This is a genomic window from Leisingera sp. ABM4_060 (assembly GCF_056158765.1).
Genome location: NZ_JBSWTX010000001.1, coordinates 2805488 through 2819989 on the forward strand (window position 1 = coordinate 2805488; position 14502 = coordinate 2819989).

A 14502-nucleotide genomic window follows, 5' to 3' on the forward strand; every position below is an offset into this window, starting at 1 on the left:
ACAGGCGTTGTTCTTGGCGCGACCCTAGCCCGCGCCGCGCAGGACGTCCAGAAACGCCGAAGCGAAACGTTCGGCGCGGCGCTCCCCTAACAGCCTTGTGATGCCGGCCGCGTCGTCGCCTCGCAGCTGCGCCACCTTGGCCAGCAATGAGGCCGAGCAGGTCAAGGGCTTCAGGGTGCCGCAGTCCCCGCGCGCAAGCTGCGCCTGCACCTCCAGCAGCCGGTCATAGACCGAGCCTGCCTCGCGCCCCGCCAGCTTGCGCCGCGCCGGGTGAAGCTGTTCCGCCGAACCGGTGATTACAGCGAGGAAATCATCGCCGTAGCGTTCCAGCTTCTTGGCACCAACCCCGTTGATCCGGGCCATCTGGTCCAGGGTTTCAGGGCGCGCTTCGGCCATCTCAATGAGGGTGCGGTCCGGGAAAATCACATAAGCCGGCACTTTCTGCGCCTCGGCCAGCGCCCGGCGCTTGGCCTTGAGCGCCGACAGCAAGGGCGCGTCCTCCTCCGAGACCAGCGCCTTCACCGCCGGGCGGCGGTCGGCCTTGCGGATGGTGTCCTTGCGCAAGGAGATCTGCTGCTCGCCGCGCAACACCGGCTGCGCCGCTTCGGTAAACCGCAGGGCGCCATGGCGTTCAGGGTCGGGGCGCAGCAGATCGTGCCCCATCATCTGGCGGAACACCGCCTGCCATTCGCGTTTGCTGTATTCCTTGCCGCAGCCGAAGACCGACAGCTGGTCGTGGCGGCGGGCCTGCACCCGGTCGGTTTCGTTGCCCAGGAGGATGTCGATCAGATGGCCGGAGCCGAACCATTCCTCGGTCCTGAGCACCGCCGACAGCGCTTTGCGCACCGCAGTAGTGCCGTCGAAGACATCGGCGGGCGTGTCGCAGAGATCGCAATTACCACAGGGTTCCGCCGTCTCGCCGAAATAACCCAGCAGCTTCTGGCGGCGGCAGTGCAGCGCCTCGGCCAGGCCCAGAAGCGCATTCAGCCGGGCGTGATCGGCGGCGCGGCGTTCGGGCGGGGCGAGGCCCTCGTCAATCTGGCTGCGGCGCAGGCGAATGTCGTCGGGGCCGAACAGGGTGAGGGTTTCGGCAGGGGCGCCATCGCGGCCCGCGCGGCCGATTTCCTGGTAATAGGCCTCGATGCTTTTCGGCAGGTCGGCGTGAGCAACCCAGCGGATGTCGGGCTTGTCGATCCCCATGCCAAAGGCGACGGTGGCGACCACGATCAAGCCATCCTCGCGGGCAAAGCGGGTTTCGACAAAGCGGCGGTCCTCGGGGTCCATGCCGCCGTGATAGAAACAGGCGCTGTGGCCGGCCTCGCGCAGGGCGGAGGACAGCGCTTCGGTCTTGGCGCGGGTGCCGCAGTAGACGATGCCGGACTGCCCCTTGCGGGCGGCGGCGAATTCCAGGATCTGGCGGCGCGGGCTGTCCTTGGCGCCGAAGGCCAGATGGATGTTGGGCCGGTCAAAGCCGCGCAGAAAGCTGCGGGGGGCCTCGCCGTCGAACAGTTTCTGGACGATCTCTTCCTGCGTTTCCTGGTCGGCGGTGGCCGTGAAGGCCGCCAGCGGCACGTCTAGGGCGCGGCGCAGCTCGCCGATGCGCAGGTAATCGGGGCGGAAGTCATGGCCCCACTGGCTGACGCAGTGCGCCTCGTCCACCGCAATCAGGCTGACGCCGATGCGGCGCAGCATGCCCATGGCGGCGCCGGAGGCGAGGCGTTCGGGCGCCATGTAAAGGAGTTTGAGCCGCCCAGCCTCAATCGCCTCCCAGACTAGTTCGGTTTCCTCATCGGTGTTGCCGGAGGTGAGGGCACCGGCGGTCACGCCGGCCTCCTGCAGGGCGCGGACCTGGTCGCGCATCAGCGCAATGAGGGGTGAGATCACCACGGTGATGCCATCGCGCAGCAGGGCGGGCAGCTGGTAGCACAGGGATTTGCCGCCGCCGGTGGGCATGATCGCCAGCACGTTTTCCCCGGCAGTTACCGCATCGACGATCTCCTCCTGCCCCGGGCGGAAGGCGTCAAAGCCGAAAATCTCGCGCAGGATGGGTGCGGCGCCTGACAGTTCTGCGGTGTCCGTCATGGGGGCGGAGGGCCTCGTGGTGATGGTCTGCTCGTTATGGCAGGCACAATCCCACAGGAGGATTCAGGCGGCAAGGGGCCGCAAACGCAAAAGCCCGGCGGGTGCCGCCGGGCTCAAGGCAGAAAGAACTGATTTTCAGATCAGTAGAAGGCCGAAATATTGTTCACCAGAATGATGCGTACGGCGTAGACCGCGATCAGCACCACCAGCGGCGCCAGGTCGATACCGCCCATATTGGGCATCAGGCGGCGTACCGGGGCATAAAGCGGTTCCAGAATCCGGTTCAGCATATACCAGATCTGCGCCACCAGCTGCTGGTGCAGGTTCAGCACCTGGAAGTTGATCAGCCAGCTCATGATCACATGGGCAATGATGAAGAACCAGACGATGTCCAGGATCAGCATCAGGATTTGGAACAGCGAGACCATCTGTTTTTTCCCTTTTTCGAACAGCCTCACAGGTAAGCAGACACGGCGGAATCTGCAAGGCTTCCGCGAGGTTGCGGTTGACGCGCTGTAAACGGGTGGCATCACGGGCACAAGTGAAACAGGAGCCCGTGCCCATGTACCCGATTGTCCGCCTGATCAAGGATACAGTTCTGGCCAGCCGCATGGCCCCGCTGGAGATCACTGGGCTGCATGTCTCGCACCACATCTGCTGGCCCTGGGATCTGGACATGTGGATGGAGCTGAACAACGGCCGCACCATGACGCTGTATGATCTGGGGCGCACCATGCTGGCGCAGCGGGTCGGGCTGATCAAGGCCTTGCGGCAGAACCGTTGGGGGTTGACGGTGGCGGGCTCTTCGGTGCGCTACCGCCGCCGCATCCGGGGCTTTGAGCGGTTCGAGATGCGCAGCCGTGCGGCGGGCTGGGATGAAAAGTTCATCTATGTCGAGCAATCCATCTGGAAGAAAAACGGCGATTGCGCCAGCCATGTGATGCTGCGCACGGCGGTGACGGACCGCAGCGGCATCGTGCCGCCTGCGCGGGTGCTGGAAGCACTGGGGCATGATGCGGCGGTTTCGCCTGAATTGCCCGAGTGGATCCGGAACTGGTGCCAAGCGGATGCCGGCCGCCCCTGGCCGCCGATGCAGGACGGGCTTGCCTAGGCCCCTGCCCGCCTGTCATACCTGAAGGCAAGAGGGCATAGCCCCGTAACAAGAGGCCGGGTATGCAGCAGGTGTCCACGCGCAAGCGGATCTGGGGGTGGTGGTTCTTTGACTGGGCCAGCCAGCCGTATCAGACACTGCTGGTGACCTTTGTCTTCAGCCCGTTCTTTGCCGCCGTGGCCGCCGATTACTTCATGGGTCAGGGACTGGAGAGCGAGGCCGCCAAGGCACAGGCGCAGACCATCTGGTCGATGTGCCTGACCGTGACCGGTCTGATCATCGGCTTCGGCGCGCCGTTCCTGGGGGCGCTGGCGGATATAACCGGCAAGCGGCTGCCCTGGATCATGATGTTTTCGCTGATGTATCTGATCGGCGCCTGGGGCCTATGGTTCATGGACCCGGACGGTTCAAACCTGTGGTGGATGCTGATCAGCTTCGGCTTTGGCTTCATCGGGGCCGAGTTTGCGCTGATCTTTGTCAACGCGCAGCTGCCGACGCTGGCCAGCCGCGAGGATGTGGGCGACATCTCCGGCTCGGGTTTTGCCTTTGGCTACCTCGGCGGGGTGCTGTCGCTGTTCATCATGCTTTTGCTGTTTGTGGAACAGGGCACCGGCAAGACCCTGATCGGCCTCAGCCCCGCCTTTGGCCTGGATGCCGGGGCGCGCGAGGGCACCCGGGCTGTCGGCCCTTTTGTTGCGATCTGGTTTGCGGTCTTCATGATCCCCTACTTCCTGTGGGTGAAGGACCGCGGCGCAACTGGGCGCAAGGCAAGCCTGGGCAAGGCCTGGCAAAAGGTGGTGAAGCTGGTCGCGGGCCTGCGGCACCGGTTGAGCCTGGCCAGCTACCTGGGCTCTGCCATGTTTTACCGCGACGCGCTGAACGGGTTATACGGTTTTGGCGGCGTTTACGCCAAGCTGGTGCTGGGCTGGGAGATCACCCTGATCGGCGTCTTCGGCATTGTTGCCGCCTTTGCTGCCACTGTGTTCAGCTGGCTGGGCGGCAAGGCGGACCGGCGCTTTGGGCCGAAACCGGTGATCATCATCTCGATCCTGATCCTGACCCTTGTCTGCATGATCATCGTCTCCATGTCGCGCGAGCAGATCCTGGGCATCGCGCTGGCTGAGGGATCCAAGCTGCCCGATGCGGTGTTCTTTGGCTGCGGCGTGCTGATCGGCGGCTTTGGCGGCATCCTGCAATCGGCCAGCCGCAGCCTGATGGTGCGCCACACCAGCCCCGCCAATGCCACCGAGAGCTTTGGCCTTTACGGGCTGTCGGGCCGCGCGACCGCCTTTCTGGCGCCGATGCTGATCGGCGTGGCCACCACGGTGACCGGCAGCGCCCGGCTGGGGATCACCCCGGTCATCGCGCTGTTTCTGGTCGGATTGATACTGTTGTTCTGGGTTCAAGCAGAAGGAGATCAGGATTGAGACTGTTCCTTGCCATATGTTTAGCGGTTGCTGGTTTTATGAGTTCGGCAAGCGCACAGACCCCCGCCAAGGCGCTGTTCGGAGCCAAGCCCAGCGCCTCGCAGCAGCGCCCGGCGCCGTTTGGGTCCTACGCCAAGGGCTGCGTCGCGGGCGCCGAGCAATTGCCCGAAACCGGCCCCACCTGGCAGGCGATGCGGCTCAGCCGCAACCGCAACTGGGGCCACCCGGAGGCGGTTGATTTCGTCAAGGACCTCAGCCGCTTTGCCGCCACCCGGCCGGGCTGGAAGGGGCTTTATATCGGCGACATCAGCCAGCCGCGCGGCGGGCCGATGCTGTCGGGCCACCGCAGCCACCAGATCGGCCTCGACATCGACATCTGGATGCGCCCGCCGGACCGGCTGAACCTCAGCCGCAGTGCGCGCGAAAACATCTCCTCGATCTCCATGCGCCGGGCCAAGGGCGCCTATGTGAATGCCAGCTGGACCCGCGCCCACCACGAGATCCTCAAGGCAGCCGCGCAGGACAAACGGGTGGCGCGGATATTCGTCTTTCCGGGTGCCAAGGTGCAGATGTGCAATGATGAGAAGGGCAGCCGCAAATGGCTGCGCAAGATCCGGCCCTGGTGGGGGCATCACTACCATTTCCATGTGCGGCTGGCCTGCCCGCGCGGCGCCCGCGGCTGTGTCGACCAGGCGGCCCCGCCCAAGGGCGACGGCTGTGCCGATGCGCAACGCTGGGTCAATGACATTCTGAACCCGCCGCCGCCGAAACCGGTTGACCCCAATGCGCCAAAGCCTAAACCGCGGCGTGACTACACCCTATCGGATCTGCCTCAGCAATGCGCCGCCGTTCTGCACTCAAACTGATCCTGTCCCTCTGCGCCGCTGCCAGCCTGGCGGCGGCGGCCTATGCCGCCAACCGCCCCGGTGCCAGCGGCCAGGCGCGCTATCTGGGCAGCTATACCTGGACGCTGAACCAGCCCTGGTTCGGCGGCTTTTCGGCGTTGAAGCTCACCAATGGCGGCACCGCCATGACGGTGCTCAGCGACCGCGCCACATTGGTCACCACCGAGGTTCAGCGCCGCAACGGCGCCATTGCCGGCGTCACCGCGAAAGCCACGCATGAGCTGCGGGCCACCACCGGCAAGCAGCTGAAGGGCCGGGCCGGGGACAGCGAGGGCCTTGCCATTGCGGCGGACGGCAGCCGCTATATCTCCTTTGAGGGCGCCGCCCGGGTGGCACGCTACCTGCGTCCCGGGGACCGCGCCAAGGTGCTGCCCCGCCCCAAGGCCTTCCGCAGGCTGCCGCCCAACAAATCGCTGGAATCCCTGGCCATCGACGCTCGCGGGCGTCTCTACACGATGCCGGAACGGGCGCTGGATGCCCAGGGGCAGATCCCGGTCTGGCGCTGGAACGGCCGCCGCTGGAGCCGCCCCTTCAGCCTGCCGCCCGAGGGCGGCTTTCTGCCGGTGGATGCGGATTTCGGCCCCGACGGGCGGTTTTACCTGCTGGAGCGCGACTTCACCCTGCTCGGTTTCCGCAGCCGGTTGCGCCGCTGGGACATCACCGCGGCCGGCCCGGTGAACGAGGCGATCCTGCTGCAAACCCGGGCCGGCACCCATGACAATCTCGAAGGGCTGTCGGTCTGGCGCGCGCCCGATGGAGAGCTGCGCGCCACCATGGTGTCGGACGACAATTTCCTGCCGCTGCAGCGCACCGAGCTGGTGGAATACGCCCTGCCCCGCTGAGCCGGGCCCCGCGCCGCGCCAGCGGCGCCACGCCCAACTGCAAGCTGCAGCCCCTGGCTGCGGCGGCGCAGGCGGGAGCCCTCCCCAACTCAGCACGCTCCTTGCAGCAGCGGTCAAGGCACCTTACAAGGGCCGGTCTTCCGCACCGGCGGAACAAGTCGCCGCGACCTTGTCTAAAAAACGGAACCAACAATGAACCGCTCGCATATCCCTGGCATTGCTGCCATGGCCGCTGTTGTTGCGGCCTCCAACATCCTGGTGCAGTTCCTGTTCGGCCAATGGCTGACCTGGGGCGCCTTCACCTATCCCATCGCCTTCCTGGTCACCGACGTGATGAACCGGGTCTATGGCACCGCAGCGGCCCGCAAGGTGGTCCTGGCCGGTTTCGTCGCGGGGGTGATCTGCTCGCTGATCGGCACCCAGGTCATGCTGCAGGGCGACGGTTTCACCTACCCGGCCGTTACCCTGCGCATCGCCATCGGCTCCGGCCTTGCCTTCCTGACGGCGCAGATGCTGGACGTTGCCGTCTTCTCCGCCCTGCGCGAGGGGAAATGGTGGCGGGCGCCGCTGGCCTCCACCCTGATCGGCTCCTCGGTGGACACCGCTCTGTTCTTCTCCATCGCCTTTTCCGGTGCGCTCAGCTGGCTGGAGCCTGGCAACGACGTCTCCTGGGCCGCTGAGGCCCTGCCGCTGCTGGGCGCGGGCCCGGTGGCGCCGCTTTGGGTCTCCCTTGCCGTGGCCGACTGGCTGGTGAAATTGTCCCTCGCGCTCCTCGCCCTTGTGCCCTTCCGCATCATCGTGCGTAAACTCACCACAAAGACCACATGATTTTGTTTTGACATTAACCGAATCTGTGGCAGGCTGAGGGCACACGAAACATTCAGAAAGGAGGTGCCCATTGTCTAGAGAAGCTATGGAGAGCAGTGCCGGAACAGTTCAGAAGGAGTGCGGCCGAGGCAGCCCTTGGCGCGTATAGAACTTTGAATTGGTGCTGACCTAACCGGTGCACCTCCTATCATCTCGAAGGGCTGTTCCCGCGTGTGGGAGCGGCCCTTTCGCTTTCCATGCCGCCCTGCAATAACCAGATATGATCCGTATCACCGACCAAATCGCCCTGCAGGACTGGGAAATGACCGAGAGCTTCATGCGCGCCTCGGGCCCCGGCGGGCAGAATGTGAACAAGGTGGCCACTGCCGTTGAACTGCGGTTCGAGGCCGCCCGCTCGCCTGCGCTTGCGCCTGCGGTCAAATCCCGGCTGAAACGGCTGGCCGGGCGGCGCTGGACCAAGGATGGCGCCATCATCCTGCAATGCGACGAGACCCGCTCGCAGCAAAGGAACCGCGAGATTGTGCGCGAACGCCTGGCCGAACTGGTGCGCAAGGCGCTGGTGGCCCCCAAGCGCCGCATCGCCACCAAACCCACCCGCGGCTCGGTCAAGCGGCGGCTGGAGGCCAAGAAGCAGCGCGGCGAGCTGAAAGCGACGCGCGGTAAGATCGACCCGGACTGACTTGGGATTGCGCCGCCGTCCGGCCCGGCCCATTCTGGCCTCAGGCAATTCAGGAGGAAGATCATGCGGCTGGAGGGAAAGACCGCCATCGTGACTGGCGGCGCCTCGGGGTTCGGAGCGGGCATAGTGCGCAAGTTCCTGGCCGAGGGCGCAAGGGTGATGATTGCCGACATCAACGGCGCTGCCGCACAGGAGATGGCGGCGGAACTGGGCGGCAATGCCGTGGCGCAGACCGTGGATGTCTCGGACCGCGCCTCGGTCAATGCCATGGCCGAGGCGGCGCTGGCCGCCTTCGGGCATCTCGGCATCCTGGTCAACAACGCGGGCGTCACCCATCTGCCCGCCCCTTTGGAAGACATATCCGAGGACGACTTCGACCGGGTGATGGCGGTCAACATGAAATCGGTCTACCTGACCGCCCGCGCCCTGGTGCCGCATATGAAAGACCGCCAGTCCGGCGCCATCCTGAATGTCGCGTCCACCGCGGGCGTCTCTCCCCGCCCCAACCTCAACTGGTACAACGCCTCCAAGGGCTGGATGGTCACCGCCACCAAGACCATGGCGGTCGAGCTCGCCCCGCACGGGGTACGGGTCAACGCGATCAACCCGGTGGCGGGCGAAACCCCGCTCCTCAAATCCTTCATGGGCGAAGACACCCCGGAAATCCGCGCCAAGTTCCTGTCGACAATCCCGATCGGCCGGTTTTCCACACCAGAGGACATGGGCAACGCCGCCTGTTACCTGTGCTCGGACGAGGCCAGCATGGTGACTGGCGTGGCAATGGAAGTGGACGGAGGCCGCTGCATATGAAACCCGTAAACCTGGCAGAGAAGCTGGCAATGTTCTCCAGCCACTGGGACCCGCATGTGGTGGCCGATTACAATGGCAACGACGTGATGGTGGTGAAGTTCCAGGGTGAATTTCCGTTTCACCGCCACCCGGATACCGATGATTTCTTCCTGGTGCTCGAGGGCGAAATGGTGATGGACATCGAAGGCCATCCGCCCCAGACAGTCCACGCCGGCGAGCTGTTCGTGGTGCCCAAAGGCGTAACCCACCGCCCCCGCGCCGTACAGGAATGCAAGGTGCTGTTGATCGAACCCAAGGGAGAGCCGAACAGCGGCGACCCGGCAACCGCAGCACCCAAACCGCGGATTTAATCCCGCTCTTTCATCTTGCACCAAATACTCCCGCCGGAGGCAGCACGCGCAAGCGTGCTTCGGACACAGAAGGAAAACGCGTCATGATCCCCGGCCCGAAGAACCTGATCACCGATGTGCCCGGCCTGCTGGTCGGCAATGCTCAGGATGCGGCGCTGAAATCCGGCTCCACCGTGCTGACCTCGGCCAAGCCATTCACTGCCTCGGTGCATGTGATGGGCGGCGCGCCGGGCACCCGGGAAACCGACCTGCTGGCGCCGGACAAATCGGTGGCACAGATCGACGCGCTGGTGCTGTCGGGCGGCTCGGCCTTTGGGCTGGATGCCTGCTCCGGGGTGATGGAGGCGCTGCGGGCGCGCAACCGCGGCTTTCCGGTTGGCCTGGCGCGGGTGCCGCTGGTGCCAGGGGCGATCCTGTTCGACTTGCTGAACGGCGGCAAGAAAGACTGGGGTGAAAACCCCTACCGCGCCTTGGGACGGGCTGCGTTTGAGGCGGCGGCAGAGGATTTCGCCCTAGGCACCGCCGGGGCCGGCACCGGTGCGCTGACCGCAATGCTGAAGGGCGGGCTGGGGTCCGCCTCGCTGGTGCTGGACAGCGGCGTCACCGTGGGGGCGCTGGTGGCCGCCAACCCGCTGGGCGCCGTCACCACTCCGGGCGAACAGCACTTCTGGGCGGCGCCGTTTGAAATCGGCGATGAATTCGGCGGGATCGGACCTGACACCGCCGCCGGCCTGGGCCGCAACCTGCAGAGCCGCAAGATCGAGGCGATCCAGAAACTGGGCGGTGCGCCGCTGCCGCCGGAGCGTGCCAATACCACCATCGCCATCATCGCCACCGATGCCCGCCTGTCCAAGGCGCAGTGCCAGCGGCTGGCCACCGCCGCCCATGACGGCATCGGCCGCGCCATCGTGCCCGCCCATTCCCCCGGCGACGGTGATCTGGTCTTTGCCGCCAGCACCGGGGCGCGGGCGCTAGAGGCTCCTGAAACGGAGCTCGGACCGCTTTGCCATGCCGCCGCGCTGTGTCTCAGTCGCGCCATCGCCCGTGCCGTCTATCACGCCCGGCCCGAGCCCGGCGACCTGCTGCCCTGCTGGGCGGCGCCATGAAATACAGCAGCGACCTGCCGGGACTTTGACGCGCGTCAAACTGCCGGTTGACACTGCCGGCTATTAAACCATGAGTCACACGTGCCAACTCAAAACTGGAGCAAGCAATATGAAACCTCTTATCACTGCCGCCATTTTCGGCCTCCTCGCCGCCCCCGCCTTTGCCGAAGGCGACCCGGCCAAGGGCGAGAAGGGGTTCAACAAATGCAAATCCTGCCACACCGTCACCTCCGACACCGGTGACGTCATCGTCAAGGGCGGCAAGACCGGCCCCAACCTGTGGGGCATTGCCGGCCGCACCGCGGGCACCGTTGATGGTTTCAAATACGGCAAGGACCTGGTGGCTGCAGGCGAAGCCGGGCTGGTCTGGGACGAGGAGAAATTCGTCGCCTTCACCGCCGATCCCAAGAAATTCCTGCAGGCGGAGACCGGCAGCACCAGCGCCAAGTCGAAAATGTCCTTCCGCCTGAAGAAGGGCGGCGAGGACATCTTTGCCTTCCTGTCCAGCCATGGCCCTGCACCGGCAGAAGACGCGGCAGCGGAAGACAGCGCCGAAGCCGCCTCCGAATAAGCCTGGCGCCGGAACTTGCCGGCCCTGAAGCCGCGGCATTTTCGCCGCGGCTTTTCGCGTAATTGCTTTCGTAACCTGCAGGCGGTAGCGCTAGAAGACGGATTTTGCGAAATGCGGCATGCCGCACCAATTGAACACCGTCACGGACACAGCATGAGCCACATGATCCCCGCCTGGGTGAACGGCGATTTGACACCGGTTGACAAGCTCGCAGCGCATGAGCGCGGGCTGAAGCACAAGGCGGTTTCCGTCTTTGTGGTGAAAGGCGTGGAAATCCTGATGCAGCGCCGCGCGATGGGCAAGTACCATACGCCGGGGCTTTGGGCGAACACCTGCTGCACCCATCCGATGTGGGACGAGCAGCCCTCAGCCTGCGCGGTGCGGCGGATGCAGGAGGAGCTGGGGATCTCCGGGCTCTACCCGGAATTCCGCCATCATCTGGAATACCGCGCCGATGTCGGCAATGGATTGGTCGAGCATGAAGCCGTGGATGTCTTTCTGGCCCATGTCCACCGTCCGCTGAAAGTGGTCCCCAATCCTGATGAGGTAATGGAAACCCGCTGGGTCGATTACCATGACCTCCTGGCCGAAGTGAGCCGCCACCCGGAACGTTTCACCCCCTGGCTCAAGATCTACCTGCATAACTACGCCGATGTGATCTTTGGCCCCGACCTGATCATCGCCGGCAGAGGCTGAAGCAGCCGCCGTCCCCTGTTGTTCCGGCGCCAAGGCTGTGGTTTTGTGTCCGGGCAAATAGGAGGTGCACTTATCATGACCGTTCTTATCGCAGGCGGCGGTATCGCAGGCCTGACGCTTGGCCTGACCCTGCATCAGATCGGCGTGCCCTTTCACATCTATGAAGCCGTGCGGGAGCTGAAACCGCTGGGCGTGGGCATCAACCTGCAGCCCAATGCAGTGCGGGAGCTGTATGATCTCGACCTGGAGCAGGAGCTTGACGCCATCGGCGTGAAGACCCGGCAGCTGGGGTTTTACAGCAAACTGGGCAAGACGATCTGGGAAGAGCCGCGCGGCACCTGGGCGGGGTATGCCTGGCCGCAGTATTCGGTGCACCGGGGCGCCTTGCAGATGATGCTGTACCACGCGCTGATGCAGCGGGCGGGGCCGGGCTGCCTCAGCACCGGGACGCGGGCGGTTGGGTTTGAGACCAGCGCCAGCGGCGCCGTTCTGCTGCTCGCAGACGGCCGCAGGGTTGACGGCAGGCTGGTGATTGCCGCCGACGGCATCCATTCCGCCCTGCGCGCGCAAATGGTGCCGGGTGAGGGGGAGCCCATCTGGAACGGCCGCATCCTGTGGCGCGCCACGGCGCGGGCACCGGCGTTCAAGGGCGGCGCGGCGATGGCGATGATCGGCCATGACCGGCTGCGGCTGGTGGCCTACCCGGTTTCACAGCCGGACGCAGATGGCCGGGTGGTGATGAACTGGATTGCCGAGAAACGCTTTGACCCGTCGTCCCCCTGGCGCAAGGAAGACTGGAACCGGCCTGCGGATACCGCCGGGTTTCTGCCGGACTTCGAAGATTGGCGCTTCGGCTGGATTGATGTGCCTGCCATGATCCGCGGCGCCGAAGCGGTTTATGAATACCCGATGGTGGACCGCGATCCGCTGGAGCGCTGGACCACGGGCAACGCCACTCTGATGGGCGACGCCGCGCATCCGACCTATCCGGTAGGCTCCAATGGCGCCAGCCAGGCGATCGTGGATGCCCGGGTGATCGGTGCGAAGCTGCTGGCGCACGGCGCGGCTGCCGCCGCGCTGCAGGCCTATGAAGCAACGGTGCGTCCGCTCACAACCGCAGTAGGTATGGCCAACCGTGCAGGCGGCGGGCCGGACGGGGTGCTGCAACGGGTCGAGGACCTTTGCGGCGGCGGCTTCCAGGACATCACCGAGGTGATCCCGCAGGCAGAGCTGGCGGCCCATGCCGCCAAGTACAAATCCATTGCAAGTTTTTCGATTGCGGAGCTGAACGCGCGTCCCGCTACCATCCCGGCAGGCGCCCGGTTCAGCTGAGATGCGCACTTCGGCCAGCCGCGGGTCAAGGGCGGCACAGCCGCCGTGCCGCAGGCACGGTTCACCCTTGAGGCGCGGATGGCCTGAACAAACTTGGAAAGGCGCGTTTGAGTGCAAACCTGCACTTAAACCGCTTCTCAGCAGAAAGAAACCGCCGCGCAAAGCGCGGCGCTACGCCCAACTGTGAGGACGCATTCTTTGAATGCGGCGGGAACAGGCGGGAGCCACCCCTGTGCCTTACACGCCAATCACCGCCTGAACCGCGCGCTGCCAGCGGGCATAAGCCGCTTCGCGCACTTCCGGCTGCATCATCGGGGTGAACTGGCGGTCAAGTTTCCAAGTCGCTGCAAACTCCGTCTGGTCCGGGTAGATCCCAGCCCGCATCCCCGCCAGCCAGGCCGCACCCAGCGCGGTGGTTTCCTGCATCACCGGGCGGTCGACCGCAGCACCCAGGATGTCCGACAGGCTCTGCATGGTCCAGTCGCTGGCACTCATGCCGCCGTCGACACGCAGGGTGACATTGGTGTCACCACCCCAGTCGGCCCGCATCGCCTCCCACAGGTCGCGGGTCTGATAGGCGACGCTTTGCAGCGCCGCGCGCGCAAACTCGGCAGGGCCGGAGTTGCGGGTCAGGCCAAAGACCGCGCCCTGGCAGTCCGGCTTCCAATAGGGCGCGCCGAGGCCGGTGAAGGCGGGGACCAGCATCACGTCCTGGCCTGGATCAGCGCGCAGCGCCAATTCGCCGGACTCTGACGCCTGTTTGATGATCCCCAACCCGTCGCGCAGCCATTGCACCGCGGCCCCGGCGATAAAGATGGAGCCTTCCAGCGCGTAAGCGGGTTTGCCGTCCAGCTGATAGGCAATGGTGGTCAGCATCCGGTTCTTGGACACGACCGGCGCATCGCCGGTGTTCAGCAGCGCAAAACAACCGGTGCCATAAGTCGACTTCATCATGCCCGGCTGGAAACAGGCCTGGCCGATGGTGGCCGCCTGCTGGTCCCCCGCCACGCCTAGGATCGGGATCGCGCCGCCCAGGATTTCCGGGTCCGTGGTACCAAATTCCGCGGCGCTGTCCTTCACCTCCGGCAGCATCTGCTGCGGCACCTCCAGCAGGTCGCTGATGGTGCGGCTCCAGCGGCCCTTGCGGATGTCATACATCAGCGTGCGCGCCGCATTGGTCGCGTCCGTCACGTGGGACGCACCGCCGGTGAGACGCCAGATCAGGAAGCTGTCGACGGTGCCGAACAGCAGCTCGCCCGCTGCGGCCTTCTGGCGTGCGCCGGGCACGGTGTCGAGGATCCATTTCACCTTGGTGCCCGAGAAATACGGGTCCAGCAGCAGGCCGGTGCGGTCAGTGACCATCTCTTCATGGCCTGCCGCGCGCAGTTCCTCGCAGATGGCGGCGGTGCGGCGGTCCTGCCAAACGATGGCGTTGTGGATTGCTTTGCCGCTGGATTTGTCCCAGACCACGGTGGTTTCGCGCTGGTTGGTGATGCCGATGCCGGCAATATCCGCGGCAGAGACGTCCAGCTCCGCCATCACCTGGCGGCAGACGGCAACGGTGGTGGACCAGATCTCTTCCGGGTCATGCTCCACCCAGCCCGCCTGCGGGTAGTGCTGGGTGAACTCCTGCTGCGCCGTGCCTGCAACCTGCATGGCATCGTCAAACAGGATCGCCCGGGTCGAGGTGGTGCCCTGGTCAATCGCCAGAATATAGGTCATCTGCTGCCCTCCAGTCTCCTTTGACCGGGGACAATAAACGC

General features: G+C 65.3%; 15 protein-coding genes. 12 read left to right on the plus strand and 3 right to left on the minus strand.

Annotated features, from left to right (window positions below):
* Positions 1-24: 24 nt before the first annotated feature.
* Together recQ and ACXAEH_RS13410 are read right to left on the minus strand one after the other, a co-directional pair.
* The gene (gene recQ, locus ACXAEH_RS13405; protein WP_475033431.1) at positions 25-2082 is read right to left on the minus strand and encodes a DNA helicase RecQ; all 2058 of its coding nucleotides are present in this window, start codon (positions 2080-2082) and stop codon (positions 25-27) included.
* Positions 2083-2222: 140 nt separating this feature from the next.
* Complete coding sequence (locus tag ACXAEH_RS13410; RefSeq protein ID WP_039128614.1) at positions 2223-2510, minus strand: YggT family protein; 288 nt, start codon at positions 2508-2510, stop codon at positions 2223-2225.
* 134 nt (positions 2511-2644) lie between these two features.
* On the opposite strand from ACXAEH_RS13410, the gene ACXAEH_RS13415 reads away from it, so the two are divergent.
* From ACXAEH_RS13415 to ACXAEH_RS13470, 12 genes are all read left to right on the plus strand, one after another.
* Complete coding sequence (locus ACXAEH_RS13415; protein WP_475033432.1) at positions 2645-3193, plus strand: acyl-CoA thioesterase; 549 nt, start codon at positions 2645-2647, stop codon at positions 3191-3193.
* 62 nt (positions 3194-3255) lie between these two features.
* Positions 3256-4620 carry an MFS transporter gene (locus ACXAEH_RS13420; RefSeq protein WP_475033433.1) on the plus strand — a complete coding sequence of 455 codons (1365 nt, stop codon included), beginning with the start codon at positions 3256-3258 and terminating at the stop codon, positions 4618-4620.
* Positions 4621-4658: 38 nt separating this feature from the next.
* Complete coding sequence (gene mepA, locus ACXAEH_RS13425) at positions 4659-5486, plus strand: penicillin-insensitive murein endopeptidase (protein ID WP_475033435.1); 828 nt, start codon at positions 4659-4661, stop codon at positions 5484-5486.
* Positions 5459-6367, plus strand: coding sequence for an esterase-like activity of phytase family protein (locus ACXAEH_RS13430; protein ID WP_475033437.1), 909 nt, complete (start codon positions 5459-5461; stop codon positions 6365-6367). Before mepA ends, ACXAEH_RS13430 begins: the two co-directional genes overlap by 28 nt.
* 192 nt (positions 6368-6559) lie before the next feature.
* Positions 6560-7195, plus strand: a complete 636-nt coding sequence (locus ACXAEH_RS13435) for a queuosine precursor transporter (RefSeq protein WP_475033439.1) — start codon at positions 6560-6562, stop codon at positions 7193-7195.
* A gap of 259 nt (positions 7196-7454) precedes the next feature.
* Entirely contained in the window at positions 7455-7874 is a 420-nt protein-coding gene (gene arfB, locus ACXAEH_RS13440) for an alternative ribosome rescue aminoacyl-tRNA hydrolase ArfB (RefSeq protein ID WP_475033441.1), read from the plus strand.
* A gap of 63 nt (positions 7875-7937) precedes the next feature.
* Complete coding sequence (locus tag ACXAEH_RS13445; protein ID WP_475033442.1) at positions 7938-8684, plus strand: SDR family oxidoreductase; 747 nt, start codon at positions 7938-7940, stop codon at positions 8682-8684.
* Positions 8681-9034 carry a cupin domain-containing protein gene (locus ACXAEH_RS13450; RefSeq protein WP_475033443.1) on the plus strand — a complete coding sequence of 118 codons (354 nt, stop codon included), beginning with the start codon at positions 8681-8683 and terminating at the stop codon, positions 9032-9034. The genes ACXAEH_RS13445 and ACXAEH_RS13450 overlap by 4 nt, the downstream gene beginning before the upstream one ends.
* 83 nt (positions 9035-9117) lie before the next feature.
* A complete protein-coding gene (locus ACXAEH_RS13455) occupies positions 9118-10140 on the plus strand; it encodes a P1 family peptidase (protein WP_475033445.1) in 1023 nt (340 codons plus the stop codon).
* Positions 10141-10249: 109 nt separating this feature from the next.
* Complete coding sequence (locus tag ACXAEH_RS13460) at positions 10250-10711, plus strand: c-type cytochrome (protein ID WP_475033446.1); 462 nt, start codon at positions 10250-10252, stop codon at positions 10709-10711.
* Positions 10712-10864: 153 nt separating this feature from the next.
* On the plus strand, positions 10865-11407 hold the full coding sequence (idi, locus tag ACXAEH_RS13465; protein WP_475033448.1) for an isopentenyl-diphosphate Delta-isomerase: 543 nt from the start codon (positions 10865-10867) through the stop codon (positions 11405-11407).
* A gap of 75 nt (positions 11408-11482) precedes the next feature.
* On the plus strand, positions 11483-12739 hold the full coding sequence (locus ACXAEH_RS13470; RefSeq protein WP_475033450.1) for a flavin-dependent oxidoreductase: 1257 nt from the start codon (positions 11483-11485) through the stop codon (positions 12737-12739).
* A gap of 237 nt (positions 12740-12976) precedes the next feature.
* On the opposite strand, the gene glpK is transcribed toward ACXAEH_RS13470, so the two are convergent.
* Positions 12977-14461, minus strand: a complete 1485-nt coding sequence (gene glpK / locus ACXAEH_RS13475; RefSeq protein ID WP_475033452.1) for a glycerol kinase GlpK — start codon at positions 14459-14461, stop codon at positions 12977-12979.
* Between the last annotated feature and the right edge of the window lie 41 nt (positions 14462-14502).